We start from the raw sequence: 26,379 nt of genomic DNA on the forward strand, positions 1-26,379 counted from the left end.
CGCCGGGGTCCCGAGCGCCCCGGCGCGACGCCGATCAGAGGCCCGCGCGGGCCGCCACGGCCGTGTCCGGCTGGTCGGCGAAGGCACCGTCCAGACCGAGGCCGAAGAAGAGCTCGTACTCGGCCGTGATGTCGCCACGGGCGTTCGGGTCGGTGCCGATGCGGTGGTCGACCGCGAGGAACTGGTTCTCGGCCCGGAACGTCCAGGCGTGCACCAGCAGCTTCACCTTGTGCGCGTCACGGATCACCGAGGTCGGCGGCAGCAGCTTGCCGGCCGCGTCCCGGGGGACGATCAGGTTCTTGTTCAGGCCGACGCCGTCGGCGTACTTGGCGACCCACGCGAGGCCGGAAGCCGCGGCCAGGTCGGCGTAGGTGCGCGGGTCGTTGGCGACGGTGAAGTCGTACGGGCGGCCGGCGGCGTCCATGAGCTGGATCAGCCGTACGTCGATCATGCGGTCGAGCTTGCGCAGGTTGGCCGTCTCGAAGCTCTGGATGAAGACCGGGTCGTTGCGGTGGGTCAGCTTGTTGGCCTTGAGCACCGCGACCAGCGGCTCCTCCAGCGACAGCCCGATCGAGGTGAAGTAGCTGGGGTGCTTGGTCTCCGGGTAGACGCCGATGGTGCGGCCCCGGGCCTTCGACTCGGTCCGGGCCAGGTCGATGACCTCCTGGAAGGTCGGCACCTCGAACTTGCCGTCGAACGCGGTGTTGGCCACCCGCACCTGCGGCAGCCGCTCCTTGGCCCGCAGCGTCTTCAGCTCGGCCAGCGTGAAGTCCTCGGTGAACCAGCCGGTGACGCCGACCCCGTCGATGACCTTGGTCGCCTTCCGGGCGGCGAACTCGGGGTGGGCGGCCACATCGGTCGTACCGGAGATCTCGTTCTCGTGCCGGGCGACCAGCACGCCGTCCTTCGTCGAGACCAGGTCCGGCTCGATGTAGTCGGCACCCAACCGGATGGCCAACCGGTACGCCTCCAGCGTGTGCTCCGGGCGGTAGCCGCTGGCGCCGCGGTGACCGATCACGATCGGCTGCTGCTTCGCGCCGGACTGCTCGGCGCGGGGCTCCGAATCGGCCTGGGCGGCCACGGCCGGCACCACCACAGCCGCCGCGAGCAGCGCGCCGGCCACGCCGAGGGCGGAAAGGGTACGTCGCAACGCCGTCTCCTGTCGTCGATGGGTACGCCCAGCAGACCGGTCGCGGTTGACCGCCAGTTGGTCGGTTCCTGTCCTACTGGTGAATCTCCGGGCGGAAAATGACGTGGTGCGCCGTCTGCTCCGTCGTCCCGTACGGCTGGTGCCGTTCGGGTTCCTGGCGGCGATCCTGTTCGGCACCGGCCTGCTGATGCTGCCGTGGGCCACCAGCGAGCACCGGTACACCCCGTTCGTCACCGCGCTCTTCACCGCCACCTCGGCCGTCTCGGTCACCGGCCTGGCGGTCAACGACACCCCGCACTACTGGAACGACTTCGGGCTGGCGATGATCACCGTGCTCACCCAACTCGGCGGCCTCGGCATCCTGACCATCGCGGCGCTGGTGATCCTGGCGGTCTCCCGGCAGCTCGGCCTGCGCAACCGGCTGCTGGTGCAGGCCGAGACCATGGAGTTCGGCCCCGCCGACGTCCGCCGGTTGCTGACCCGGATCGCGGCGACCGTCTTCGTCGCCGAGGCGGTGATGACCGCCGTGGTCACCGCCCGGTACTGGCTGTCCTACGGCTATCCCCCGGGGCGGGCCCTGTGGTTCGCCTCGTTCCACTCGATCCAGGCATTCAACAACGGTGGGTTCACCCTCTATCCCGACGGGCTGGTCGCCTTCTCCCGCGACCCGTGGCTGATGCTGCCGCTGAGCCTGGGCGCGATCATCGGCGGGTTGGGCTTCCCGGCGCTCTTCGAGGCGGTACGGGAGTGGCGGCGACCGCACCGGTGGGCGATCGCCACCAAGCTGACCGTCTGGGGGTCCGTCACACTGCTCGTACTCGGCTTCGGCGCCCTGCTGTTCGTCGAGTGGAACAATCCCCGCACCATCGGCGGCTTCGACCCGGCGGGGAAGGTGCTGGCCTCGTTCAGCCAGATCGCGCTGACCCGCACCGGCGGCTTCGACATCATCCACGTCGACCGGCTCGCCGAGGAGAGCTACCCGCTGCTGATCGTCCTGATGTTCATCGGTGGCGGCAGCGCCAGCACCGCCGGCGGGATCAAGGTCTCCACCTTCTTCCTGCTCGCCTTCGTCATCTGGGCCGAGCTGCGCGGCGAGCCGGACGTGACGGTGGGCGGCCGGCGGGTCGCCAACGCCAGCCAGCGGCAGGCGTTGACCGTGGCGTTGCTCAGCGTCGCGCTGGTCGTCGCCGGTACGGTCGTGGTGATCGTGCTGACCGAGCACGTCCGCTACTACGCCGCGCTCTTCGAGGTCACGTCCGCGTTCAGCACCACCGGCCTGACCACCGGGCTCACCGCGGAGCTGAAGGCACCCGGCCACTACCTGTTGATCGGGCTCATGTACATCGGCCGGATCGGCCCGCTCACCCTCGGGTCCGCGATCGCGTTGAACACCCGACGACGGCTGTACCGCTATCCGGAGGAGCAACCCATTGTCGGCTAGGAGGACGGACGACAGCGGCATCGTGGTGATCGGTCTCGGCCGGTTCGGCTCGCGGCTGGCCGGCTCGCTGACCCACCTCGACCACGACGTACTGGCCGTCGACCGTGATCCGGGTCGGGTCCAGCACTGGTCGGCGCGGTTGGACCGGGTGGTGCAGGCGGATTCCACCGAGGACGCCGCGCTGCGCCAGCTCGGTGTGGCGGACTTCCGGCGGGTGGTGGTCGCCATCGGCGCCTCGGTCGAGGCGAGTGTGCTGACCGTGCTGGCCCTCACCGAGCTGGGCATCCCGCAGATCTGGGCCCGGGCCACCTCGGAGAAACACGCGAAGATCCTCGACTCGGTGGGCGCGCACCACGTGATCTTCCCGGAGGCGGAGACCGGCGAGCGGGTCGCGCACCTGATCGTCAGCCGGATGCTGGACTTCATCGAGTTCGGCGACGACTTCGCGATCGCCAAGGTGCGCGTACCGGAGGCGATGGTGGGGCGGCGGCTGCGCGACATGAGCCCGGTGGACCGGTACGGCGTGATGGTGGTCGGCGCGAAGCTCCCCGGCGAGCGGTTCTGCTACGCCGGCCCGGACACGGTGCTGCGACGCGACAGCGTGCTCGTCGTGGAGGGCAGCATCACCCAGGTGCAGCGGTTCGCCGCGCTGGAGTGAGCATCACTTGCCCTTGCCCTTGCCGTGACCACCGCCCTTCGGTTGCCCTACTGCCCTTTTCCCTTCTTGTCCTCCTTGCCCTTGCCGGGCTTCGCCGGTTTGGCCCGGCCGGAGCCCGGCGAGCTGCCGCCCTTCGCGGTGGCCGGCTTCGCCGGGGCCTTGGCCGGCGGCGCCTTGGCCGGCGGGGCGGTGGTCGGCGTCGACCCGGCCACCCCGGACACCTGCACACCGCAGGTGCTGTCGCCGATCTTGAACTCGATCGGCAGCGGGTTGCCACCGCTGTAGCGGCCGGTCAGCGCGAACTTCTTCGACGCGCCCGGGGCCAGCGCGGCATCCGTGGCCGGCACCTGGAGCAGCACGGTCCGCCCCTGCTGGCGTACCGCCGGCTGGGCCGTGGTGACCGTCTGCCGGCCGGGAAAGGTGAAGCTCATCGTCCAGTCGCGCAGCTCCCGGCTGCCGGTGTTGGTCAGGGTCAGGTCGGCGGTGAAGTCCTTGCCGGAGTCACGGCGCAGCGCGTAGTCCACCGCGCACGGGGTCGGCTGCGGCAGCCCCATCCGGGCCTCGGTCGGCTCGACCCCGCCGCTGGCCGGACTCTTCGAGGTCACCCCCCACATCGCGGCGGTGACCGCGACCAGTCCGGCGGCGGCCACCCCGGCCTCCGCCCTGCGCCGCCGGGCGGCGGCCCGCCGGGTACGGGTACGCATGGCGGAGAAGGGCAGCGCGCCCGTCTCCGACGACCAGGGCAGGATGGTGGTTCCCGCGTTCTCCACCAGCGCCGGGTCGAACCGGCCGGGTGCCGGGGAGACCGGCATGATCGCGGCGATCCCCGCGGCCTCGGCGAGCGTACGGGCCACCTCGGCGGTCGCGGGGCGGTCCTCGGGGCGCTTCGCGAGGCAACGCCGGACCAGCTCCTCGACCTCGTCGGGGAGCCCGGCCACCGGGGGCATCGGGTCCGGGTCGCGGTACATGTGCGCCTGGAGCATCTGGGTGGTGGTGCTGGCCTGCCAGGGCAGCCGCCCGGTGAGCATCCGGTACAGCAGCAGGCCGACCGCGTACACGTCGGTGGCCGGGGAGACCTGGCCGTTGTCCAGCCGCTCCGGCGCCAGGTACGCGGGGGTGCCGAGCAGGGCACCGTCCGGGCCCTTGTCGCTCTCCCCCACCAACGCCGAGATGCCGAAGTCGACCACCTTCACCCCGGTCGGGGTGAGCATGACGTTGCCCGGGGTGACGTCCCGGTGGACCACTCCCCGGGCGTGCGCGGTGGCCAGCGCCGACGCCACCTCGGCGCCGATGGTCACCGACTCCCGCCAGGTCAGCCGCCCGCCGCGGCCGAGCCGGCTGCTCAGCGGGCCGCCGTCGACCAGCTCCATCACCACGTACGGCACGGTCACCCCGGCCTGCTCGGACTCGCCGTAGTCGTACACGTTGGTGATGTTGGGGTGGCAGAGCCGCGCGGCGGCCTGCGCCTCGACCCGGATACGGTGCCGGAACGCCCGGTCGCTGGCCAGCCGGGAGGCGAGCACCTTGATCGCCACCTGGCGGCCGAGCACCTCGTCGTAACCGCGCCAGACCACCGACATGCCGCCCGCACCGAGCTGCTCGATCAGCCGGTACCGCTCACCCAGCAGCTGCGCGCCGCCCCGGACCGATGCACCCATGGTCGGTCCTGTTGCCCGCGGCCGACCGTCGTACACCTGATGCGTCCGAATCGGTCAGAAAGTCACCCGTTCAGGCGGTCGCCAGCAGCTGGTCCACCGGGGCGTAGTCGTCGGTGAGCACCAGCGCGTCGCCGACGAATCCGGCCAGTGCGGCGTCGCGCACCAGCACGGCCACCTCCGGCAGCAGGCCCAGGCGGGACTCGATCGCGGCCAGCGGCAGCGGCGCGTCCGACGCGATGATCAGGAAGTTCGCGCCCTGCTGTCCGGCGAACGCGCCGGGCGGGGCGAGCGCCGCGACGTACCGGAACTCGGCGGCGACGGTGGCCAACTCGGCCCGGATGAACCGGTCCGGCGGCATGTCGATCACGTTCTGCACGTAGATCCCGCCCGGCCGGAGCACCCGGCGGACCTCCGCGGCCATCTCCCGGGTGGCCAGGTGCCAGGGCACCACCAGATGGCCGAAGGCGTCACCGACGATGAAGTCCCGGCTGTCGGTCGGCTCGGCGCCGAGCAGCACCCGGGCGTCGCCGACCTTGGCCCGCAGCCGCGGCCCGGTGCGCACGCCCAGCTCCCGCCGGCCCAGGTCGACCAGCCCACCGTCGATCTCGAAGACCAGGTTGTCGGTGTCGGGCCGGGTGGCGGCGAGGTAACGCGGCATGGTGAAGCCGCCGCCGCCCAGGTGCAGGGCGTCCAGCCGCTGCCCCTTCGGCGCGGCGGCATCCGCGACCAGACCGATCCACTGGGTGTACGCGTACTCCAGGTGGGTCGGGTCGGCCAGGTCCACGTACGAGTGCTGCGCCGAGTTCAGGTAGAGGTAGCGTCCCTCCGTCCAGCGCGGGTCCGGCTGCACCTTCGCACAGTGGTACGCCGTCTCCACGTCGCACGGGTTCGGGGCGACCGCCGAGAGCCCCGCCGCGGCCAGGCCGACCACCGCCAGGACGGCCTTCGCGCGGGCCGGAGCGGGCAGCCCGGTCCCCGCCCGCCGGCGCAGATACGCCCCGAGCACCAACCCGGTCGCCCCCAGCACCGCTGCCAGTCCGAGCACGATCACCGTGCTGGGCAGCGCCGCCACCAGCACGAAGCCGGTGACCAGGGTGGCGGTGATGCCGCCCAGGGTGCCGATGCCGGAGAGCCGCCCGACCACCTGCCCGGTGCGGCGCAGGTCGGCGAGCTGAAGCTTGACCACCAGCGGGGTGATCGCGGCGAGCAGCCCCGCCGGCACCAGCACCGCCAGCGCGGTCAGCAGCAGTACCGCACTGGCCGCGCCGCCGCGCAGCGCCTCACCGGCGTACCGGACGACGGGGAGGGTGACCGCGGTGGCGATGCCGGCCAGCACCAGGGCCGGGGCGAGCAGGCCGCGCGGGTCCCGCCGGTCGGCCAGCCACCCGCCCATCCACGCCCCGTACGCGATGGCGCCCAGCGCCATGCCGATGACCGAGCTGGTCACCTGGAGGGTCACCCCGACGTACGGGCCGACCAGGCGGAGCGAGATCGTCTCCAGCACCAGCACCGCCCCGCTGGAGAGGAAGACCAGGAACGCGGCGAGCCCGTTCGGCAGGGCCCGCGGGGCCGGCACGCTCGGCGCCGGCTCCACCACGACCTCGGAGTATGTGCTGCTCACCGTCGCGATGCTACGCAACCGGCCCGGCAGGGGCATCAATACATGGAGACATGAACATGGTTTGTGTGGTCCGCGGCCGGACTGCCACCGCCGCTGTACGACCGCCAGCCGGTGTTCGGCATCCAGATCTGCCGGTACCAGATCACGTACATGACGCCGAGCTTGCTGGCGTTGTTCTTGAGGTAGCTGGCGAGGCTGTCCCCGTACGCCTTGTCGCCGCCGGTGGCCGAGACGTTCTCGAAGCCACCGCTCGCGGCGGAGAAGTCGCAGGCCCGCCCCTTCGGGTGCTCGCCGCCACCACCACTGCGGTGGCAGGAGGCGTACCTCTTGTAACCGGCCGCCTTGGCCTGCTGGAGCATGTGCAGGGTACGCGGGGTGATGCAGCCGTCGGCCGGCGTCGGGTCGTCCACCGAGCAGGACTCCGACGGCCACGAGCCGTCGGCGTTGCGGGGCGCCGGCTTGGCCGACGCGGAGCCGCCGCTGAAGCCGGAGCTGCTGCCCGAGCTGACCTTGGCCAGCGCGATCTCGGCGTCCCGCTTCTTCTTCGCCAGCACGGCGAGCTGCTTCTGCTGTTCGCGGACCTCGGCGTCGATGGCCAGCTTGGCCTGTGCGGCCTCGGTCTTCGCCTCGGTCAGGGCGTGCAGCCGCTTGCTGTCCCGCTGCGCCATCACGTCCAGCTCGGCGGCGCGCTGGAGGAACGAGCCCGGGTCGGAGCTGGCCAGCAGCGCCGACACCGGGGTCAGCCGACCCAGCCGGTACGACTGCGCGGCCACCTCGCCCACCTGCGAGTTCAGCTCGACCAGGCGCAGCTCGAGCTGCTTGAGCTGCCCGCTCAGCTCGGTCTGCCGGCGCTTGGAGTTGTTGAGCCGGGCCGTGGCCTCGATGTGGCCCTTCGCCGCCGCTTCGAGCGCCTGCCGTAGCTGCTTGCTGCCACCCTCGTCCGGTGCATTCGGGGTGGGTGCGGCGACGGCGGCTCCGGCCGGGGCGAGGCCGGCACCGAGCAGCAGGGCCGCCGCGGCGAGCAGGGCGAGCAACGGCCGGCGGACGCGCCGCCGGATGAGCCTGGTCCTGGGCACGAAGGCGTCCTTCCGTCGACCGCCGGCCCCCGGTTGACCCCTGCGCGGCGGCGGCTCCGCCGGCCCCGGACGGCGGCCTGCTGGCGGAGACCGCCGGTCACGATACCGGACCACGCGCCCCACGCCAGGCCCCCAACCTCGGGCGACACTGATCATCGACGCAGCGTGCCGAGAGCGTGGCGGACCGCGAGAAGAGGGGCGGCTCAACCGCCCAGCAGTGCCGCCCGGACCTCGTCCCAGACCTCCGCGCTGGACGCGACCAGCAGGCCCCGGCCGTCGTCGGCCGGGTGGTAGTCGGTCCCGTCGAAGCGGCGGGCCACCCCGCCCGCCTCCCGTACGAGCAGGGCGCCGGGCGCGTGGTCCCAGGGCAGGGTGCGCCAGAAGAGAACGAACTGCTGCGCGCCGGTGAGCAGGTCGAGATACTCCCGGCCGGCGCAGTGCTGGCCGGGCAGCAGCTCACCGATCCGTCCGCCGCCCGCCACCACGCTCTGTCGGGTGGCCGGGGGCAGGAACCGGGTCATCGCGGTGCCACGCAGCGCACCGACCTCGGGCACCGACCCGGTGGTGCGTACCGGTGTCCCGTCCAGCCGGGTGCCCGCGCCCGCGCGGCACGTGGCCATGGTCCCGTCCAGCGGGTCGTACACCCAGGAGGCCACCGGTACGCCGTCGCTGAGCAGCGCCACCATCAGGGCGAACGGGCACCGCCCGGCGGCGAAGTTGGCGGTGCCGTCGACCGGGTCGACCAGCCAGACGTCGCCGTCGCCGCGCAGGTGCCGCAGCAGGTCCGGGTCCTCGGCGACCGCCTCCTCACCGACCACCACCGAGCCGGGGCGCAGCCGCCGCAGCCCGGCGGAGATCAGCTCCTCCGCCCGCCGGTCCGCGACGGTGACCAGCTCGCCGGGCGCCTTCTCGGCGATGTCGGCCGCGTCGAGTCGCCGGAACATCGGCACCACGACCTCCGCCGCGGCCTCCCGCAGCAGCGCGCCGACGTCCTCCAGCAGCCGGTCAGCCACGCGGCGGCAGCTTGACCACGCTGACGAAGAACTCGTCGATCTGGCGGACCACCGAGATGAAGCGCTCGAAGTCCACCGGCTTGGTCACGTAGGCGTTGGCGTGGAGCTGGTAGCTGCGCAGGATGTCCTCGTCGGCCTGCGAGGTGGTGAGCACCACGACCGGGATCCGGCAGAGCTGCTCGTCCTTCTTGATCTCCGCCAGCACCTCCCGGCCGTCCCGGCGCGGCAGGTTCAGGTCGAGCAGGATCAGGTCGGGGGTCACCGCGTCCCCGTACTGGCCCTCGCGGCGCAGGTAGGCCAACGCCTCGGCGCCGTCCGAGACCACGGTGAGGCGGTTACGGAGCTTGTGCTCCTCGAACGCCTCCTGGGTCATCAGCACGTCGCCCGGGTCGTCCTCGACCAGCAGGACCTCGATCGGGCTCTTGCCGTCAGCCGGCACGGTCATCCCACCGTCTCCTTCATGCCACCCGTCGCAGCGTCTCCGGCCGCCCCCTCGGGCGTCCCGTCCCGTACCGGTTCCGACTGCCGACCGACGGGCACCGCGGCGGCGCCCGCGGTCGTCTCGTCGGATCCGGTCGTCTCGTCGGACCCGGTCGACCCGTCGTCGCCGGTCGGTTGCGCGCCGGCCGCGGGGAGGGTGCACCGGATCACGGTGCCCTCCTCGGTGTCGGTGTCCACCCAGACCCGGCCACCGTGGTACTCCACGATCTTCTTGACGATGGCCAGGCCGATGCCGGTGCCCGGGTACGCGTCCTTGGAGTGCAGCCGCTGGAAGATGACGAAGATCTTGTCGGCGAACTCCGGCTCGATCCCGATGCCGTTGTCCCGGCAGGCGATCTCCCACTCGTCGTCGACCAGCCGGGCCGACACGTGCACCCTGGGCGACACGTCGGGCCGGCGGAACTTGATCGAGTTGCTGACCAGGTTGGCCAGCAGGTTGGTCAGCAGCGGCTCCTCGCCGCGGATCACCGGCAGCTCGTCCCAGGTCAGCTCGGCGTCGGCGTACTGGCGGGCGACCTCGGTCTGCGCGGCCACGTCACCCATCACCTTGTTCAGGTCGACCTCGGTGAAGCCGGTGGTGAGACGGCCGATCCGGGAGAACGCGAGCAGATCGTTGATCAGCCGCTGCATCCGCTGCGCGCCGTCGACCGCGAACGCGATGTACTGGTCGGCGCGCTCGTCGAGCCGGCCCGCGTACCGCCGCTGAAGGAGCTGGCAGAAGCTGGCCACCTTGCGCAGCGGCTCCTGGAGGTCGTGCGAGGCGACGTAGGCGAACTGCTCCAGGTCCCGGTTGGACCGGGTGAGTTCCTCGGCCTGCTTCTGCAACTGGCTGTTGACCCACTCGATGCGCTCGCGGGCCTGACGGACCTCGTCCAACTCCTGAGCGATCTTCTGGCGCATGGCGTCGATGTCGTCGGCGAGCCGGCGGAACTCCGGCGGGCCCGCCCCCTCGATGTGGTGCCGGTAGTCGCCGGCGGCGACCTCCCGTACCTGGCCCACCAGGGCGGCCAGCGGCCGGATCAGCATCCGGTCCAGGGAGAGCAGCAGAACCCCGCCGGCCACCGCCACCACCAGGGCCGCCGCGATCAGCAGCACCACCAGCACGTTGCTGGTCCGGTTGACCCGGCCGGCGGCCTGCTCCCGGACCGTCAGGATCTCGTCCTGGAGGGTGTCCACCGCCCCTCGGACGCCGTCGAACTGCTGCCGGGTCTGGTCGGTGATCAGCGCCTGCCCGGCGGCCGGGCCGCTGCGCTCGGTCGTGTCGATCACCGGCTCGGCGACCCTGGCCCGCCACTGCGCCGCGCGCTCCTCGACGACCGCCAGCGCGCGCAGCACGTCCGGGTAGTCTCCGGCCAGGTCGCGGATCGAGGCGACGAGATCCCGCTCCCGCTTCAGCCCCGCCTCGTACGGGCTCAGGTCCTTGCCGTCGCCGTTCACCGCGTACCCGCGGACGCTGGTCTCCTGGTCGAGCAGCGCGCTCAGCAGCTCCTGGCCCTGCACCCGCAGCGGACCGGTCCTGACCATGACCACGTCGATGTTCTGCCGGTTCTTCTCCGCGACCAGCGCCTCGGCCGCGGCCAGCCCGAGCAGCAGCACCAGGACCACGGTGAGCAGCGCGACCACCCGGCGACGCAGGGTCCAGCCCTGCCGGTACGCGTTCATCGGCCACCACCCCGGCTGACCAGCAGCATGGCGACGTCGTCGGCGAGCGGGCCGCCGTTCATCCGCTCGGCCCGGCCGACCAGCCACGCCGGCAGCTCGGCCAGCGGCACCGCCTGGTTGGCCGGGTCGGCGAGCAGGTCGGTGAGCCCCGGCACGTCGAGTCGCTCGTCACCGGCGCCCACCCGGCCCTCGATCAGGCCGTCGGTGTACATCAGCAGGGACCAGTCATCGGCGTCGAACTCCAGGTCGAAGGCGACCGGCCGGCGCGGTCGTACGCCGAGCAGCAGGCCACCCTTGGCGGGCACCGGGGCGACCTTACCGCCGCTGAGCAGCAACGGCGGCGGATGCCCGGCGAGTCGCACGGTGGCCCGGTCGGCCGCCAGGTCGAGCCGGGTGGTCGCCACCGTGGCGAAGATCTCCTGGAGCCGACGCTCGCTCATCAGCACCTGTTCCAGGGCGGGCAGCACCTCGTCGTCGGGCACCCCGGCCAGGATCAGCGCCCGCCAGGCGACCCGCAACTCGACGCCGAGGGCGGCCTCGTCCACGCCGTGCCCGCAGACGTCGCCGACGATCAGGTCGATCCGGTCCGGCCGGGTCTGCACCACGTCGAAGAAGTCGCCGCCGATCAGGGCGGCGTGCCGGCCGGGTCGGTAGAAGGTGTGCACCGACACCCGGTCGGTGGTCATCAGCGGCTGCGGCAGCAGGCCCCGCTCCAGGCGGGCGGACTCGGCCTGGCGCAGCTCCACCTCGCGCAGCCGGCGGGCGTTCTCGTCGGCCCGCTTGCGTTCCACCGCATAGCGCAGCGCGCGGGTCAGCAGTACGCCGTCGACCTGCCCCTTGACCAGGTAGTCCTGGGCGCCCTCGGCGACCGCGACGATGCCCAGGTGCTCGTCGGAGCGGCCGGTGAGCACGCAGACCGCGGCCCCGCTCGACATCTCCAGCACCTTGCGCAGCCCGTCCAGGCCCTGCGCGTCGGGCAGGCCCAGGTCGAGCAGGACGCAGTCGACCCCCGCGACCCGCTGCCGGGCCTCGCTGAGGCTGGTGGCGACCAGCAGATCGATCATCGAGTTGGTCTCGGCGAGCAGCTCGCCGACCAGGAAGGCGTCGCCCTCGTCGTCCTCGACCAGCAGCACCCGCAGCCGCGCGGCGGGTGGCAGGTTGGCGGGGTGCCCGATGCCGCCCGGCGCGGCGGGCCGGGGCAGCACGGGAGGACCGGCCTCGCCGGGCCCCCGTTGCGGCCGGGTCACCGCCGTGAGACGCGGGAGTTCGCTGGTGATGTCGGACTCCTTCCGAGTGCCCCGCTGATCCTGTATCAGACAACGGTCGCACACAACACGACCGGAGGCGGCGTGGGCGGGGCGCGCCGTGGGAGGTTCACCACGGGCCGGCGGAAGGGCAGGATGATGCCACCCCGACCACCCCGAGGAGTTCCCGTGGGCGTACCCCCGACCCGCCCCGCCGACCGGGCGCTGGCCCGGCCGCGCCGCCGACTGCCCGCCGCGCTCGCCGCGCTCGCCGCCCTGCTCGCGGTCGGTGCCGGCGTCCTGGTCGACCTGGCCACCCCGGCACCGCGCCCGACCGACGCGCCTGCGGACCAGTTCAGCGCCGAGCGGGCGTACCAGCACGTCAAGGTCATCGCGGCCCGGCCGCACGTGGCCGGCAGCGCCGCCAACGACCAGGTCCGGGAACACCTCGTGGGCGTGCTGCGCGGGCTCGGTCTGGAGACCGAGGTGCAGGACACCGTCGCCCCGGAGGCCGGGCAGCTCAGCGGGGCCGCCGGCGGTGCGACCCTGGCCCGGGTACGCAACGTGGTGGCCCGGCTGCCCGGCACCGGTTCGACCGGGCGGGTCTTCCTGGTGGCCCACTACGACTCGGTGCAGTCCGGGCCGGGCGGCAACGACGACGCCGCCGGCACGTCCACCATCCTGGAGGTGGCCCGGGCGCTCACCGCCGGTCCGCGCCCGCGCAACGACGTCGTCTTCGTGCTCACCGACGCCGAGGAGGCGTGCCTGTGCGGGGCCTCCGGGTTCGCCGCGAGCCACCCGCTGGCCCGGGACGGCGGGGTGGTGCTCAACCTGGAGGCGCGGGGCAGCACCGGTCCGGTGATCATGTTCGAGACGTCCCGGAACAACGCGAAGCTGGTGGACGTCTTCGGCCGGGCCGCCCCGTACCCGGTGGGCACCTCGTTCGCGGTGGAGATCTACCGGGCGCTGCCGAACGACACCGACTTCACCGCCTTCCTGGACCACGACTTCGTCGGCCTGAACTCGGCGTACATCGACGGTGGCGCGATCTACCACACGCCGCTGGACGTCCCGGCGGCGATGGACCGGGGCAGCCTCCAGCAGCACGGCGACAACGCGCTCGGCCTGGCCCGCGAGTTCGGCCGCACCGACCTGACCAAGCTCGGTTCCGACCACGACGCCACCTACTTCCCGGTGCCGGGCGGCCTGATCCGCTACCCCGGCTGGCTGGTCCTGCCGCTGGCGCTGGCCGCCCTGGTCGCGGTCGGGCTGCTCGGCTGGCTGCTGCGCCGCCGTGGCCGGGCCACCGCCGGCCGGCTGGCCGCCGGCGTCGGGCTCGCCCTGGCGCCGATCGTGCTCGCCCCGCTGGGCGCCTGGCTGCTCTGGGCCGCGATCACCACGGTCCGCCCCGGGTACGCCGAGCTGCTCGACCCGTACCGGCCGGTCTGGTACCGGCTCGCCGTGGTGGCGCTCGCCGCCGCGATCCTGTTCACCTGGTACGCGCTGACCCGCCGCCGGATCGGGCCGGCCGCCCTCGCGTTCGGCGGGCTGACCTGGCTGGCGCTGTTCGGCGTACTCCTCGCGGTGCTGGTGCCGGGCGGCGCGTACCTGACCACGCTGCCCGCGCTGGCCGGTGCGCTCGCCGGCCTGGCGGCGCTGGCCACCCGGCTGGACGGCCCCTGGCCGGTGGTCGCGGTGACCCTGGCCGGCGCGGTGGCCGTGGTGATCCTGCTGCCCACCGTGGTGCTGCTCTTCCCGGCGCTCGGCATGGCGATGGGCGGGGTCGCCGCGCTCTTCGCGGTGCTGCTCGGGCTGGTCGCGCTGCCGGTGGTCGACCTGCTGCACCCGCAGGCCGGCGGCCAGCGCGGCCTGCTCGCGCTCCGGGCCCGCCGGCTGGGCGCCCTGCCGGCCGCCGCCGCCGGGCTCGCCGCCGTGGTCCTCGCCGGGGTCGGCCTGGCCGTCGACCGCTTCGACGCCGCCCACCCGGTGCCCACCCACCTGATGTACGGCTTCGACGCCGACTCCGGCAAGGGGATGTGGATCACTCACGAGGCGGAGCCGCAACCGTGGACCGCCCAGTACGTGGACGACAAGGGGGCGGTCACCCACTACTTCCCCGCGCTCGGCGACGGCGTGTTCAAGTTCGGTGACGCCCCCGCGGTCAACCTGCCGCCACCGGCCGTCACGGTCCTCTCGGACAGCACCGCGGGCACCGAGCGCACCTTGCGGGTACGGGTGACCCCGCAGCGGCCGGTCCGCGTGCTCTCGCTGCACGTCGATCCCGATCCCGATCCCGGCCCGGCGACGGTCGTCAAGGCCAGCGCGGCCGGCGTACCGCTGCCGATCAAGCCGGTGCAGCCGGGCAGTTCGTGGGGCTTCGGTCTGGTGTTCCACGCCCCGCCACCGGAGGGTGTCGAGGTGACCCTCACCCTGCGCCCGAAGCAGGAGAAGGTGGACCTGCGAGCGATGGACGCCAGCGACGGCCTGGACGGCGTACCCGGCTTCCACCCCCGCCCGTGGAACCTCGGCGTAACCGGCTCCCACACCTCCGACATGCTCGCGGTGGCCCGCACATACTCCTTCTGACCCCACCCACCCCCACCCCTCCCGCGATCTTGCACTTTTGGCTCCGACGAAAAGGGCGGAAGCTCGCAAAGGGGCAACCGCAATTGCAAGATCGCGGGAGGAATGCCGGGGTTCGAGAAAACCTGGGGACAGATGTCGAAGGGGAAGCGGCAGCTTCTACTCATGAGTGAAGGGCAGACTCAGCACCCCAGGGAGCAGATCGATGACGAAGGTTATGACCGGAGCGACCATGTCGTTGGACGGCTACATCGCGGACGCGTCGCACGGTGGGTTCGAATACCTCTTCCAGTGGTACGACAACGGCGACGTCGAGACGCCGACGGCCAACCCCGACATGACGATGCGCACCTCGGCGGCGAGCGCGGAACACCTGCGCGAACTGAACGAGCGGACCGGAGCCCTCGTCGTAGGCCGGCGGCTCTTCGACATGACCAACGGCTGGGGCGGCCGGCACCCGATGGACGTACCCGTGGTCGTCGTCACGCACAGCGTGCCGGAGGGCTGGGAACGGGAGGGCGACTCGTTCGTGTTCGTCACGGACGGCATCGAGAGCGCGATCGACCGGGCGAAGGCCCTCGCCGGCGACAAGCAGGTCGGCGTCAACGGCGGCAGCATCGCGACGCAGGTCATCGAGGCCGGCCTGCTCGACGAGGTACACGTCGATCTCGTCCCGGTCCTGCTCGGCGACGGCATCCCGCTCTTCTCCGGCCTGAAGATTGCGCCCGTCCAGTTGGCGGGGCCCACGAAGGTCGTCCAGGGCAACGGGGTCACCCACCTCGCCTACCAGGTACGCAAGGCAGCCTGACGGCGTGGGGCCGGCGCGGTACCGTGCCGGCCCCACGTCGTAGCAGCCGTTACTTCCAGCGGAAGTGGACGAAGAGGCGGCCGAAGTTCTTGGAGTCCTTCTCGACGCGGTGGTAGAGCTGCTTGACGTCCTTCTGGTCGAGGAAACGCAGCACCCGCTTCTTGAGCTGGCCGGAGCCCTTGCCGGGGATGATCTCCACGAGGGTGGCCTTCTTCGCCACCGCCTCGTCCATGATCCCGCGCAGGGCACGATCGATGTCGTGGCCCTTGTTGAAGATGTCGTGGAGATCGAGCTTGAGCTTCACCAGGCCATGGTAGGCACATCCGGCCGCCGGACCCGGGGACGGCGAAGGGCAGCCCATCAGGGCTGCCCTTTCCGTCCCGTGCTGACCGAGGGTCAGCGACCGCCGCTGACCCGGCTCTGCACCCGACGCAGCGCCGCCGCGTAGTCGGCGTTGGTCGAGTGCATGGCCGCCGCGATACGCAGGTGCCGCAGCGCGTCGGCCGGCCGGTTCATCCGCTCCAGCGTACGGCCGAGCACGTGGTGCGCGTAGTGGTCGCTCGGGTCCCGGTCGACCAGCTCGCGTAGCTGCTCCTCGGCCCGGCTGAGCTGGGCCGACTGGAAGTACGCCCGGGCCAGCAGCTGCCGGACCGAGGAGTTGTCGGGTTCCGCCTCGACGATCGGTTCGAGCAGCCGCGCCGCTCCGGTAGGGTCACCCGCTTCGAAGAACATGGTCGCCCGCCGGTACTCCGCCAGAAGATCCACTCGACCCACCTCCCCATGTCGCACCAGCCTTTGTCCGACGCTGGCACAACACCGGCCGGAGCGCGAGTGTTCCGGCACCGGAACTTGCGTTCAGGAGGTCGGGTCGTACCGGTCGCCCACCAGGTCCCAGGCCCGGACCCCACCCACGATCCCGGCCGTGTTCGGTACGACCACCACGTCGTCGCCCATCCGAACCAGTTGTTCCGGCCGGATCAGCCGGGAGTTGCCCCCGCCCAGATAGAGCCGGTCCCAGCGGAAGACCGGCCGCAGCCCGTCCACCACCTGCCGGATCCGCCGGGACCAGAACGCGTCGCCGAGGCGGCGCCGTTCCGGCTCCCCGATGTACGTGTCGTAGGTGGTGTTCCAGCGCACCGGCGCGTGCGACAGCTCCAGGTGCGGGGCGAGCAACCCGCCGTCGAAGAGCGCGCTGCCCAGCCCGGTGCCGAGGGTCAGCACCAGCTCGCACCCGGTCCCGGCGACCACGCCCGCGCCGTGCACCTCGGCGTCGTTGAGCACCAGCGCCGGGATGCCGAACGCCTCTGCCAGCGCGCTGCGCGCGTCGTACCCGGACCACTCGGCGACCAGGTCCGGGTCGACCTTGCTGCGCGGCCCGGACCGGGTGACGTAGTGCGGGGTGGCCACCACCACACCGTGCCGGATCATGCCGGGCATCCCGACCGTGAGCCGGTCCGCCGCCGGCAGCCGGCCGGCCAGGTCCAGCAGCGTCTTGACGAAGAGCGCGGGCGGCAGCGGGTACGGCGTGGGCACCCGCAGCGGCCGGGCCCGCATGGTCCCGGCGGCGTCCAGCACCGACGCCTTGATCCCGCCACCGCCGCAGTCGATCGCCAGTGTGGTCGCCACGGCAGTGAGTGTCCCTCAGCAGGGTGGTGTCCGGCGCACCGGTGATCCGATCGGTGCCCGGCCGGCCCGGCGGTAGGCTCGGTCACCTCATGAGCGCCACGTTGATCGCCAAGGACCTCACCGCCGGCCACGGTGACCGCCTGCTCTTCGCCGACCTCGACCTGGTCGTCGCCCCCGGCGACGTGGTCGGGCTGGTCGGGGTGAACGGCGCGGGCAAGTCGACGCTGCTGCGTACGCTCGCCGGGCGGCAACCACGGGAGCAGGGTTCGGTGGCCCTGAACCCGCCCACCGCCACCGTCGGCTACCTGCCGCAGGAGCCGGAACGCCGGCCGGACGAGTCGGTCCGGGACTTCCTGGCCCGGCGTACCGGGGTGACGGAGGCACAGGCGGCGCTGGACGCGGCGACCGAGGCGCTCACCGCCGGGGCCGCGGGCGCCGACGACGCGTACGCCGTCGCCCTGGAACGCTGGCTCGACCTCGGCGGCGCGGATCTGGACGAGCGCGCCGAGCAGGTGGCCGCCGAGTTGGGCCTGGGCGTCGACCTGGACCACCCGATGATCGGGCTCTCCGGCGGGCAGGCGGCCCGGGCGGGGCTGGCTTCGCTGTTGCTCAGCCGGTACGACGTATTCCTGCTCGACGAGCCCACCAACGACCTGGACCTGGCCGGGCTGGACCGGCTGGAGCGGTTCGTCACCGGGCTGCGGGCCGGGACGGTGCTGGTCAGCCACGACCGGGAGTTCCTGACCCGTACGGTGACCCGGGTGCTGGAACTGGACCTGCACCAGCGGCAGGTCCGGCACTACGGCGGCGGCTACGCGGCCTACCTGGAGGAGCGGGAGGTGGCCCGCCGACACGCCCGGGAGGAGTACGAGGAGTACGCCGACACCCGGACCGAGCTGGAGGCGCGGGCCCGGATGCAGCGCGCCTGGATGGAGAAGGGCGTGAAGAACGCCCGGCGCAAGGCCACCGACAACGACAAGATCGGCCGCAAGTTCCGCACCGAGTCCACCGAGAAGCAGGCGGCGAAGGCCAAGCAGACGGCGCGGCTGATCGAGCGGCTGGAGGTGGTCGAGGAGCCGCGCAAGGAGTGGGAGCTGCGGATGGAGATCGCCACCGCGCCCCGCGCCGGCGCCGTGGTGGCCTCGCTTCGGGGTGCCGTCGTACGCCGGGGCGGCTTCACCCTCGGCCCGGTGGATCTCCAGATCGACTGGGCCGACCGGGTGGCGATCACCGGGGCGAACGGCTCCGGCAAGAGCACCCTGCTCGCCGCGCTGCTCGGCCGGCTGCCGCTGGACGAGGGCCACGCGGCGCTCGGCCCGGGGGTGGTGGTGGGCGAGGTCGACCAGGCCCGGGGACTGTTCCTCGGCGACCAGCCGCTGCTGGACGCCTTCGGCGCCGCCGTACCGGAGCTGAGCCCGGCGGACGTGCGGACGCTGCTGGCCAAGTTCGGCCTGCGCGCCGACCACGTGCTGCGGCCGGCGGCGACCCTCTCCCCCGGCGAGCGGACCCGGGCCGCGCTGGCCCTGCTCCAGGGGCGCGGGGTGAACCTGCTGGTGCTGGACGAGCCGACCAACCACCTGGACCTGCCGGCGATCGAGCAGTTGGAGTCGGCCCTGGCCACCTACCCGGGCACGCTGCTGCTGGTCACCCACGACCGGCGGATGCTGGAGGCGGTGAGCGTCGGCCGACGGCTGCGGGTGGACGCCGGACGGATCGCCGAGGACTGATCCGTGCCGACCCGGTCGCACCGGGTGACAATGACCCCATGCTCAAGTGGGAGTACGCGCTGCTGGTCCGCCGCCGCCAGGCGGCCGCCACCGATGCCGGGTGGGAGATCGTTTTCAGCTGGTACGGCCCGGACGGCTCGATGATCGACGTCACGCCGTACGGCGACACCGCGTTGGCCCACCTGAACCGGGCCGGTGACCAGGGCTGGGAGCTGGTCGCGATGAGCGAGGACCCGTCGCTGCCGGGCAACAACGAACTGCACCGGTACCACCTCAAGCGGCCCAAGGCCCCCGCGCCACCCCGTCAGCGGATGCGCGCCACCGGACGGACCGCCCGGCGGACGCTCGCCGGCTGAGCGGAGCGGGTCGCCGGCTCAGCGGAGCAGGTCGCCGGCTGGCGGATCGCCGGGGAACAGGCATATCGGGCGAGGATCCGGGTATCGCGCGGCCCGGAGGTGGGACATGGTCGTGCTGACGCAGTCCGCACCCTCGGCCGAGCGGCTGCGGGTGGTCGACGGATTCCTCGCCGAGGCGTGGGCCGACCTGGCCCGGCACGACGAGCGGCTGCGCCCGCTGGCCGTGGAGGTGCGTTTCGACCGGGGCGTCGCCCACCTGAGCGGCGAGGTCGCCGACCCGACCGAACTGCGGCTGGTCCGGGAGCTGGTGGGCCGCCTCGCCGGGGTGCTCGGCGTGTGGTGCCGGGTGACCGTCGGTGGCCGGACGCCGGTGGTGGTGGACCTGGGCTGCGGGGCCACCAAACAGTGGCCGGGCAACCTGGGGCTGGACATCTACCCGGCACCCGGGGTGAACGCGGTGGCCGACCTGTCCGGTTCGCTGCCGCTCGCCGACGACTCGGTGGACGTGTTCTTCGCGGTGCACATCCTGGAGCACCTGATCGACTTCCTGCCGCTGCTCGACGAGTGCCACCGGGCGCTGCGGCCGGGCGGCGTCCTGCACGTGATGAGCCCCTGGTGGCGGCACGTGAACGCGGTGGCCGACCCGACCCACGTACGACTGCTCGACGTGCAGACGTTCAAGGGCATCTGCGGTCAGCGCCCGCCCGGCGCCCCGCGCTGGTATCCGCTGCACGCCGCCTGCGACGGCGCCTCCATCTTCGCCGACCTCACCCCGCTGCCGTCCGACGCCCCGCCCCCGCCCCCCACCCACCTGGCCCGCTTCTTCGACTGAGGCCCGCGGCGAGCCGGCTGCGCCCAGCCGTCCGTTCACCGCGCGTGGCGGAGAGATCACCAACCGGCGGGCTCGTCGCCCTTCGTACGGCTCCACCCGCACATCGATCTGCCCGGAGGTCTTGCGCGCCCCGGGGATTGATGAAAGTTTCCTACCGACGGTGGATACTCAACGGCGAATCTTGCCGGATGCGCCAGGGTGTCCGCCGCCACCCCCGGGAGCCCAACGAAGGGACCGCACCGCATGAAGGCAACTCGGCTCAGCGCCGCCGGGCTGGCCGTGGCGCTGCTCGGCGCACTCGCCGCCGGCACCCCCGCGCGCGCCGCGGGCACCGACACCACCACCGGATCCTCGACCACCTGCGCCACCGACCCGGCCACCCCCAAGCGGCAGTTCCGGGCCATGTGGATCGCGTCGGTGACCAACATCGACTGGCCCAGCAAGGCGTCCCAGACCGCGCCGGACCAGGTCGCGAAGCAGAAGGCGGAGTACCTGGACTGGCTCGACCTGGCCCAGCGGCTCAACCACAACGCCGTCGTGGTCCAGGTCCGCCCGACCGCCGACGCGTTCTGGCCGTCGCCGTACGAGCCGTGGTCCGAGTACCTGACCGGGGTACGCGGCCAGGACCCGGGATGGGACCCGCTGGCCTTCCTCGTCGAGGAGTCGCACAAGCGGAACCTGGAGTTCCATGCCTGGTTGAACCCGTACCGGGTCTCGATGCCGGCCCCGGGCGCCGGCGCGGACCTGTCGAAGCTCGCGCCGAACCACCCGGCCCGGCAGCACCCGGACTGGGTGTTCGCGTACCCGCCGGCCGGGGTCGCCGGCAGCCGGCTCTACTACAACCCCGGCATCCCCGAGGTCCGCGAGTTCGTCGAGACCGCGATGATGGACGCGGTCAGCCGGTACGACATCGACGGCGTGCACTTCGACGACTACTTCTACCCGTACCCGAGCGGCACCTACCAGGTGCCGGACGACGCCACGTTCGCCCGGTACAACCGGGGTTTCACCGATCGGGCCGACTGGCGGCGGGACAACATCAACCTGCTGGTCCAGGAGATGAACGCCAAGATCAAGGCGGTCAAGCCGTGGGTGAAGTTCGGGGTCAGCCCGTTCGGCATCTGGCGTAACAAGTCGGCCGACCCGGCCGGCTCGGACACCACCGGCTCGCAGTCGTACGACATCATCTCCGCCGACACCCGCAAGTGGATCAAGGAAGAGTGGATCGACTACGTGGTGCCGCAGCTCTACTGGTACATCGGCCAGTACCCGGCGGCCGACTACGCCCGGCTGGTGCCCTGGTGGGCCGAGCAGGTGCGCGGCACCGACGTCCAGCTCTACATCGGCCAGGCCGACTACAAGAGCGGTGACCCGGCGTACGGGTCGTTCTGGATGAACCCGAACGAGCTGTCGAACCACCTGACCCTCAACCGGTCCTACCCGGAGGTGCTCGGCAACGTGCACTTCTCCGCCGTGCAGGTACGGGAGAACCGGCTCGGCGCCACCGACATCTACGCCGCCGAGCACTACTCCCGCCCGGCGCTGGTGCCGGCCATGTCCCAGCTCCCGGCGCGGCGGCTGCTCGCCCCGGTGGTGACCGGCGTCGAGCGGCGGGCCGACGGGGTACGGCTGACCTGGCGGCAGCCGGCCAACGGCAAGGGCCCGTTCGGCACCGCCACCTCGTACGCGATCTACCGGTTCGACGGTGCCGGCCAGGTCGACGGGTGTGCCCTCGCCGACGCGTCCCATCTGGTCGCCAACGTGCGCGGCACCGACGGCGACGTGCAGTCCTGGGTGGACACCGACGCCCAGGCCGGGAAGGCGTACACCTACCAGGTGACCGCCCTCGACCGGGTCTGGAACGAGAGCCCGGCCAGCCCGGCGCGCTTCGTACGCTGATCCGGGTGCGGGCCGCGACGCCCGGGGCTCACCGCGAGCCCCGGGCGTCGCGGTCGTTCAGGCGGTGGCGGCCTTGCTGAGCCGCACCTCCAGCCCGACCAGGCCCTCCGGCTCGATCTCGGCGCCGCCGAAGGCGCTCTCGGCGGCGAGCCGGGCGAACACGTCGGCGGTGACCGCCCGGCGGCGCAGCCACCCCAGCGCCGACCGGGTCCAGAAGGCGTCCAGGCCGCGGATGCCCATCCGGGCCACCTCCCGCTCGATGTCCGCCCGGGAGGCGTCGGCCCGCAGATCCTGGATCACGGCCCGGCCGCCGGGGCGCAGCACCCGGTGCATCTCGTCCAGCGCCCGGACCGGGCGGGTGAAATTCTTGAACGCCGCCTGGCAAATCACCAGGTCGAACGAGTCCGCCCCGAAGGGCAACTCGTGCACGTCGCCCTGCCGGAAGGCCACCGTCACGCCGGCCCGCCGGGCCGCCTCGCCCGCCAGCTCCACGAAGGTGTGGCTGACGTCGAGCCCGGTGACCTGGTACGCCCCGAGCCGGGCCAGTTCGATGGCCTGGTAGCCCGGGCCGGGCGCCACCTCCAGCACCGCCGCGTCGGCGGTCAGCCCCTCGGCCAGCCGGGCGGCCTGGCGGCGGTACTCGGCCAACTGGTTGGCCGAGGCACGGTTGCGGGCGTACCAGCGAGCGGTCGCCCCCTCCATCTCGGGCACCAGCTTCCGCTTGGGCGCCCGCAGATCCTTGGTGGTCATTTCTCCTCCAGTCTCGGATCGGTCGCACGAACCGGCCCGGGACCGGGAGCCCAGCTATCGTTGCGGTTGCCACCTTGCGGCCGGGTACCCGTTCCCGCGGTCTCGGTTCGAGGTCAGGGCCCCGGCGGCGGTGTTCCCGCACCCCCGCCGGGGTCCGTCGTCACTGCTGCTCGGTCCCCCTCTCCGCCAGCTCCGCCCAGTCGGGCGGCACCGCACCGGTCTCGTGCCAGGCCCGCCACTCGGCCAGGCCGGGCAGCGAGCCGGTGGTCAGCTCGTCGAGCAGGCCACGGACCCAGTCCACCTCGGCCGTCCGGACGGCCAGGTCGTACTCGACCTCGATGAGGAAGATCCGGGGCACCTCGCGGGCGAACCGCGCCAGGTCGGCGCGTTCCTCGGCGAGCTGGGCCTCCAGCCGGTCGAGGCGCTGCCGCAGCAACTCCGTCACCTCGTCGGGCGGGAGCACCCCCAGCACCGACAGACCGGCCCTGAACCGGGGGTGTTCCCGCTCCGGCACCGCGACCAGCTCTCGGGTCCAGTCCGCCAGCTCCTCCCGGCCCGCGTCGGTGATCCGGTAGACGGTCCGTTCCGGCCGTCGCCCCTGCCGGCCGCTCTCCACCGCCGCCAGCAGGCCGTGCCGGGTCAGGTTCGCCACCACCGTGTAGAGCGAACCCCACTTGATCGGCATGTCCTGTTCCTTGCCACGTTCCCGGAGCACGGCGGCCATCTCGTACGGGTGCATGGGCCGCTCCACGAGCGTCGAGAGCACGGCGAGGGCCAGCAGGTTGCCGACCCGGCGTCGCTTGGCCACCGCCATCCTCCTCGCACCCGATTACTCGTAGGCGAGTATATGGCCGGCACGCCACCGCCCACCAGGGGTTGGAACCCGGACAACTCGCTCGGCTCCGCGTGGACCTCTCGGCTCAACTCGCGCCGGAGCGGCGGGAACCGGGGCTGAAGAAGCGCGGCGAGCCGACGGCCAGGTCCGGATGCTCGACACCGAGGGCCAGCGCCGTCGCGTCCTCCAGGGCCAGCTCGCCGCCCTCGCCGTACGCGGCGTCGAACGCCGCGTCGCCGAGCGCCCGGCGCAGCTCCGCCTGCCGCTCCTGCCAGTACGGGCCGTAGATGCCGGGGGTGGCCCGCAGGCTCGCCCGGGTGGCCTGCGCCGCGCCGAACAGCCGGGCCGCGGTCGCCCCGTCCCCGCCGAGCGCGCAGCGGACCGCGATCGCGTTCACCGTGTCGCAGGCCCGGCCCAGGTAGCCGTGGTTCATCCGGGAACGCAGCGCCACCAGCAGGTGCTCGTGCGCGGCCACCAGGTCGCCCCGGGCCAGCGCCACCATGCCGAGCAGCATGTCCACCGAGCGGCGGCCCCGCTCCACCGGCCGGGCCGCCTCGACCGGGCGGGCCGCGCCGAGCAGCTCGGCCGCCTCGTCCAGGGCGCCCCGGCGCCACAGCAGCTCGGCAAGCTTGTAGACGGCCAGCAGCGCGTCAGAGGTCACGTCCTCCGTGTGCGCCCAGTCGATCACCTCGCGGCAGACCCGTTCCGCCTCGGCGAACTGTCCCATGTCGACCAGCGGCGCGGCCCGGCCGGCCAGCACCCGGGCGAGCAGGCCCCGGTCCCCGGCCTGCCGGGCAGCCGCCTCGGCCCGCTGCGAGTACCGCAGCTCCTCACCGAACTCGCCGTCCGCACCGGCGTGCAACGAATGCATGTGGTACGCCGCCGCCAGTTCCGCCTCCGGGATCGTCTCGCCGGTCTCGGCGATCCGGCCGTACAGCCGGAACAGCCAGAGCCGGCCTTCCCGGGCCAGTCCCCGCTCCCGCCACCACTGGTCCAGCCCGCCGGCCAGGCGCAGCCCCGAGCCGGCGCTCCCGCCGGTCGCGCACCAGCGCAGGGCGGCGCGCAGCTCCCCGGCCAGCGGATCGAGCGCGTACAGGGACAGGGTGACCGGGCGGCCGTCCGGGCCCAGATGGGCACGGTCCAGGGCGTGCCGGGACCAGGCGACATGCCGGTCCCGGGCGATCCGCTCCTCGCCGGCATCGTTCAGCCGGCGGGCCGCGTACGCCCGGATCGGGTCGAGCATCCGGTAGGTGCTGCCCGAGGCGTGCGGCTCGGCCAGCACCATGGACTTGTCGACCAGCACGGAGAGCGGGTCGAGCGGGTCGTCGTCGAGCAGCCACTGCACCGTGGGCAGGTCCACCGGGCCGGCGAAGACCGCCAGCCAGCGCAGCAGCCGGGCCGAACGCGGCCCGAGCGTCCGGTACGACCAGGTGACCGTGGCCTGCATGGTCAGGTGCCGCTCGTGGGCCGACCGGTGCACCGCGCGGGCCGCCGCCGGACGCGGGCTGGCCCCGGTCGCGGCGGCCACCAGGTCGACGGTGTCCTGCTGGTTGCCGCTCCACCCGGCGTCCGGCAGCGGTGGCTCGGGCTCCTCCCGCCCGGCGTCCAGCGTGCCCAGCATGTCGTCGAGCCGTTCGGCGAGCTGCCCCGCCGAGAGCACCCGCAGCCGGGCCGCGGCCAGCTCGATGGCCAGCGGCAGGCCGTCCAGCCGGCGGATCACCCGGCGCAGGTCGGCCTGCTCGGCGGGGTCCGGCGCCCGGCCGCCCCGGGCCACCGTGGTCCGCTCCAGCAGCAACGCCACCGCGTCACTCCTCCCGCCGTCCGGCCCTGGGTCGTCCGAGAGCGGCGGGATCCGCCACACCACCTCCCCCGGCAGGCCGAACGACTCGCGGCTGGTGGCGACCACCCGGACGCCCCGGGCGCCGGCCAGCAGCCGGGAGATCACCTCGGCCGAGGCCGCCGGCTGGGCGTCGCAGGTGTCCAGCACGATCAGCATGCGGCGGGCCGCCGCGTACTCGACCAGGGTGTCCGTCATCGGCCGGCCGGGCTCCGGGCGGAGCCCGAGCACCGCGGCGATCTCGAACGCGACCAGGCCCGGGTCGGTCACCGCCGCGATGTCGACGAACCACACCCCGTCCGGGTACGCCTCGACGATCCCGGAGGCCAGCTCCACCGCCAGCCGCGTCTTGCCGGCGCCGCCCGCGCCCAGCACGGTCACCAGGCGGTACGTCTCGATCAGCCGTCTCAGCTCGGCCCGTTCCACCTCCCGCCCGACGAACGAGGTGACCTGGGTGGGCAGGTTGTGCGCCACCGCGTCGGCGGTACGCGGTCGCGGGAAGCGCCGCTCCAGGCCCGGGGCCAGCAGCTGGAACAGCCGTTCCCGGTCGTCGAAGCCGCGCAGCCGGTGCAGCCCGAGGTCCAACAGGGACGCCCCGTCCGGCAGCGAGTCGGCGTGCCGGGCGGTCGCCGCCGAGCAGAGCACCTGTCCACCGTGGGCGGCGGCGGCCACCCGGGCCGCCCGGTGCACCTCGGGGCTGGCGTACTCGCCGTCCCGGGGTTCGGCGTAGCCGGTGTGCAGGCCCATCCGGACCCGGGGCGTGGCCTCGGGCGTGGGCCAGTCGTGGTTGGACAACGCACGCTGAGCGCTCAGGCAGGCGGCGAGCGCCCCGGCCGCGTCGGGGAAGGCGAGGAAGAACGAGTCGCCCTCGGTCAGCAGCTCCGCCCCGTCGGTGCCGGCCAGCGTGTCGCGCAGCAGGCGGCGGTGCTCCCGCAACACCGGGCGGTAACCCGGACCGAGCAGCTGGGCCAGCCGCGTGGAGCCCTCGATGTCGGTGAAGACGAAGGTCACCCATCCGCTCGGGAGGTGGATCCGTGGCGACATGCGTGGAACCTCCGCCCTGACGTCGGCTTCATGCTGCCCTATGGTCACGCCGTCACGC

General features: G+C 72.9%; 22 protein-coding genes. 8 read left to right on the forward strand and 14 right to left on the reverse strand.

Annotated elements, in window-relative coordinates; all coding sequences use genetic code 11:
- Positions 1-34: 34 nt before the first annotated feature.
- The gene (locus GA0070621_RS20750) at positions 35-1,150 is read right to left on the reverse strand and encodes a glycerophosphodiester phosphodiesterase (RefSeq protein ID WP_091198486.1); all 1,116 of its coding nucleotides are present in this window, start codon (positions 1,148-1,150) and stop codon (positions 35-37) included.
- A gap of 106 nt (positions 1,151-1,256) precedes the next feature.
- On the opposite strand from GA0070621_RS20750, the gene GA0070621_RS20755 reads away from it, so the two are divergent.
- Entirely contained in the window at positions 1,257-2,591 is a 1,335-nt protein-coding gene (locus GA0070621_RS20755; RefSeq protein WP_091202667.1) for a TrkH family potassium uptake protein, read from the forward strand.
- A complete protein-coding gene (locus GA0070621_RS20760) occupies positions 2,581-3,249 on the forward strand; it encodes a potassium channel family protein (RefSeq protein WP_091198489.1) in 669 nt (222 codons plus the stop codon). The genes GA0070621_RS20755 and GA0070621_RS20760 overlap by 11 nt, the downstream gene beginning before the upstream one ends.
- 47 nt (positions 3,250-3,296) lie before the next feature.
- Here GA0070621_RS20760 and GA0070621_RS20765 read toward each other — a convergent pair whose 3' ends face one another.
- The 7 genes from GA0070621_RS20765 to GA0070621_RS20795 form a co-directional block, all read right to left on the reverse strand.
- The gene (locus GA0070621_RS20765; RefSeq protein WP_091198491.1) at positions 3,297-4,907 is read right to left on the reverse strand and encodes a serine/threonine-protein kinase; all 1,611 of its coding nucleotides are present in this window, start codon (positions 4,905-4,907) and stop codon (positions 3,297-3,299) included.
- 70 nt (positions 4,908-4,977) lie between these two features.
- Positions 4,978-6,528: a fused MFS/spermidine synthase gene (locus GA0070621_RS20770; protein ID WP_091202669.1), complete on the reverse strand. Its 1,551-nt coding sequence runs from the start codon at positions 6,526-6,528 to the stop codon at positions 4,978-4,980.
- Positions 6,529-6,563: 35 nt separating this feature from the next.
- Entirely contained in the window at positions 6,564-7,604 is a 1,041-nt protein-coding gene (locus GA0070621_RS20775; protein ID WP_091198494.1) for a coiled-coil domain-containing protein, read from the reverse strand.
- 203 nt (positions 7,605-7,807) lie between these two features.
- Positions 7,808-8,617: an inositol monophosphatase family protein gene (locus tag GA0070621_RS20780; RefSeq protein WP_091198496.1), complete on the reverse strand. Its 810-nt coding sequence runs from the start codon at positions 8,615-8,617 to the stop codon at positions 7,808-7,810.
- Positions 8,610-9,062 carry a response regulator gene (locus tag GA0070621_RS20785; protein WP_091198498.1) on the reverse strand — a complete coding sequence of 151 codons (453 nt, stop codon included), beginning with the start codon at positions 9,060-9,062 and terminating at the stop codon, positions 8,610-8,612. The genes GA0070621_RS20780 and GA0070621_RS20785 overlap by 8 nt, the downstream gene beginning before the upstream one ends.
- Positions 9,059-10,780 (reverse strand): sensor histidine kinase, encoded by a 1,722-nt coding sequence (locus tag GA0070621_RS20790; RefSeq protein ID WP_091198500.1) that lies wholly within the window; start codon positions 10,778-10,780, stop codon positions 9,059-9,061. Before GA0070621_RS20790 ends, GA0070621_RS20785 begins: the two co-directional genes overlap by 4 nt.
- The gene (locus tag GA0070621_RS20795; RefSeq protein WP_091202671.1) at positions 10,777-11,982 is read right to left on the reverse strand and encodes a PP2C family protein-serine/threonine phosphatase; all 1,206 of its coding nucleotides are present in this window, start codon (positions 11,980-11,982) and stop codon (positions 10,777-10,779) included. The genes GA0070621_RS20790 and GA0070621_RS20795 overlap by 4 nt, the downstream gene beginning before the upstream one ends.
- A gap of 231 nt (positions 11,983-12,213) precedes the next feature.
- Here GA0070621_RS20795 and GA0070621_RS20800 point away from each other — a divergent pair, with 231 nt between their 5' ends.
- Both GA0070621_RS20800 and GA0070621_RS20805 read left to right on the forward strand, forming a co-directional pair.
- A complete protein-coding gene (locus tag GA0070621_RS20800; RefSeq protein ID WP_091198502.1) occupies positions 12,214-14,610 on the forward strand; it encodes a M28 family peptidase in 2,397 nt (798 codons plus the stop codon).
- Between the two features lie 202 nt (positions 14,611-14,812).
- The gene (locus GA0070621_RS20805) at positions 14,813-15,415 is read left to right on the forward strand and encodes a dihydrofolate reductase family protein (protein ID WP_091198504.1); all 603 of its coding nucleotides are present in this window, start codon (positions 14,813-14,815) and stop codon (positions 15,413-15,415) included.
- 49 nt (positions 15,416-15,464) lie between these two features.
- Here GA0070621_RS20805 and GA0070621_RS20810 read toward each other — a convergent pair whose 3' ends face one another.
- From GA0070621_RS20810 to GA0070621_RS20820, 3 genes are all read right to left on the reverse strand, one after another.
- Positions 15,465-15,719: a Smr/MutS family protein gene (locus GA0070621_RS20810; RefSeq protein ID WP_013736060.1), complete on the reverse strand. Its 255-nt coding sequence runs from the start codon at positions 15,717-15,719 to the stop codon at positions 15,465-15,467.
- 92 nt (positions 15,720-15,811) lie between these two features.
- Positions 15,812-16,180: a tetratricopeptide repeat protein gene (locus tag GA0070621_RS20815; protein ID WP_091198507.1), complete on the reverse strand. Its 369-nt coding sequence runs from the start codon at positions 16,178-16,180 to the stop codon at positions 15,812-15,814.
- Positions 16,181-16,270: 90 nt separating this feature from the next.
- Positions 16,271-17,041 (reverse strand): ROK family protein, encoded by a 771-nt coding sequence (locus GA0070621_RS20820; protein ID WP_091198509.1) that lies wholly within the window; start codon positions 17,039-17,041, stop codon positions 16,271-16,273.
- Between the two features lie 89 nt (positions 17,042-17,130).
- Here GA0070621_RS20820 and GA0070621_RS20825 point away from each other — a divergent pair, with 89 nt between their 5' ends.
- The 4 genes from GA0070621_RS20825 (at position 17,131) to GA0070621_RS20840 (ending at position 21,855) form a co-directional block, all read left to right on the forward strand.
- Complete coding sequence (locus GA0070621_RS20825) at positions 17,131-18,768, forward strand: ABC-F family ATP-binding cassette domain-containing protein (protein WP_091198511.1); 1,638 nt, start codon at positions 17,131-17,133, stop codon at positions 18,766-18,768.
- A gap of 38 nt (positions 18,769-18,806) precedes the next feature.
- A complete protein-coding gene (locus GA0070621_RS20830; protein WP_091198513.1) occupies positions 18,807-19,124 on the forward strand; it encodes a hypothetical protein in 318 nt (105 codons plus the stop codon).
- Positions 19,125-19,230: 106 nt separating this feature from the next.
- Positions 19,231-19,956 (forward strand): methyltransferase domain-containing protein, encoded by a 726-nt coding sequence (locus tag GA0070621_RS20835; RefSeq protein WP_091198515.1) that lies wholly within the window; start codon positions 19,231-19,233, stop codon positions 19,954-19,956.
- 243 nt (positions 19,957-20,199) lie between these two features.
- Entirely contained in the window at positions 20,200-21,855 is a 1,656-nt protein-coding gene (locus GA0070621_RS20840; RefSeq protein WP_091198516.1) for a glycoside hydrolase family 10 protein, read from the forward strand.
- Positions 21,856-21,912: 57 nt separating this feature from the next.
- Here GA0070621_RS20840 and GA0070621_RS20845 read toward each other — a convergent pair whose 3' ends face one another.
- The 3 genes from GA0070621_RS20845 to GA0070621_RS20855 all read right to left on the reverse strand — a co-directional run bounded on the left by GA0070621_RS20845 (position 21,913) and on the right by GA0070621_RS20855 (position 26,321).
- A complete protein-coding gene (locus GA0070621_RS20845) occupies positions 21,913-22,605 on the reverse strand; it encodes a class I SAM-dependent methyltransferase (protein WP_167667106.1) in 693 nt (230 codons plus the stop codon).
- Between the two features lie 160 nt (positions 22,606-22,765).
- Positions 22,766-23,419 (reverse strand): PadR family transcriptional regulator, encoded by a 654-nt coding sequence (locus tag GA0070621_RS20850; protein ID WP_167667107.1) that lies wholly within the window; start codon positions 23,417-23,419, stop codon positions 22,766-22,768.
- A 106-nt stretch (positions 23,420-23,525) separates the two neighbouring features.
- Positions 23,526-26,321, reverse strand: coding sequence for an ATP-binding protein (locus GA0070621_RS20855; protein WP_091198518.1), 2,796 nt, complete (start codon positions 26,319-26,321; stop codon positions 23,526-23,528).
- Positions 26,322-26,379 lie beyond the last annotated feature (58 nt).

Source organism: Micromonospora narathiwatensis, assembly GCF_900089605.1.
Taxonomy (GTDB): Bacteria; Actinomycetota; Actinomycetes; order Mycobacteriales; family Micromonosporaceae; genus Micromonospora; species Micromonospora narathiwatensis.

Coding starts and splice junctions, on each gene's coding strand:
- GA0070621_RS20765 (WP_091198491.1), bottom strand. CDS start 4,907: ATGGGTGCATCGGTCCGGGGCGGCGCGCAGCTGCTGGGTGAGCGGTAC.
- GA0070621_RS20785 (WP_091198498.1), bottom strand. CDS start 9,062: ATGACCGTGCCGGCTGACGGCAAGAGCCCGATCGAGGTCCTGCTGGTC.
- GA0070621_RS20790 (WP_091198500.1), bottom strand. CDS start 10,780: ATGAACGCGTACCGGCAGGGCTGGACCCTGCGTCGCCGGGTGGTCGCG.
- GA0070621_RS20805 (WP_091198504.1), top strand. CDS start 14,813: ATGACGAAGGTTATGACCGGAGCGACCATGTCGTTGGACGGCTACATC.
- GA0070621_RS20825 (WP_091198511.1), top strand. CDS start 17,131: ATGAGCGCCACGTTGATCGCCAAGGACCTCACCGCCGGCCACGGTGAC.
- GA0070621_RS20830 (WP_091198513.1), top strand. CDS start 18,807: ATGCTCAAGTGGGAGTACGCGCTGCTGGTCCGCCGCCGCCAGGCGGCC.
- GA0070621_RS20835 (WP_091198515.1), top strand. CDS start 19,231: ATGGTCGTGCTGACGCAGTCCGCACCCTCGGCCGAGCGGCTGCGGGTG.
- GA0070621_RS20840 (WP_091198516.1), top strand. CDS start 20,200: ATGAAGGCAACTCGGCTCAGCGCCGCCGGGCTGGCCGTGGCGCTGCTC.
- GA0070621_RS20845 (WP_167667106.1), bottom strand. CDS start 22,605: ATGACCACCAAGGATCTGCGGGCGCCCAAGCGGAAGCTGGTGCCCGAG.
- GA0070621_RS20850 (WP_167667107.1), bottom strand. CDS start 23,419: ATGGCGGTGGCCAAGCGACGCCGGGTCGGCAACCTGCTGGCCCTCGCC.
- GA0070621_RS20855 (WP_091198518.1), bottom strand. CDS start 26,321: ATGTCGCCACGGATCCACCTCCCGAGCGGATGGGTGACCTTCGTCTTC.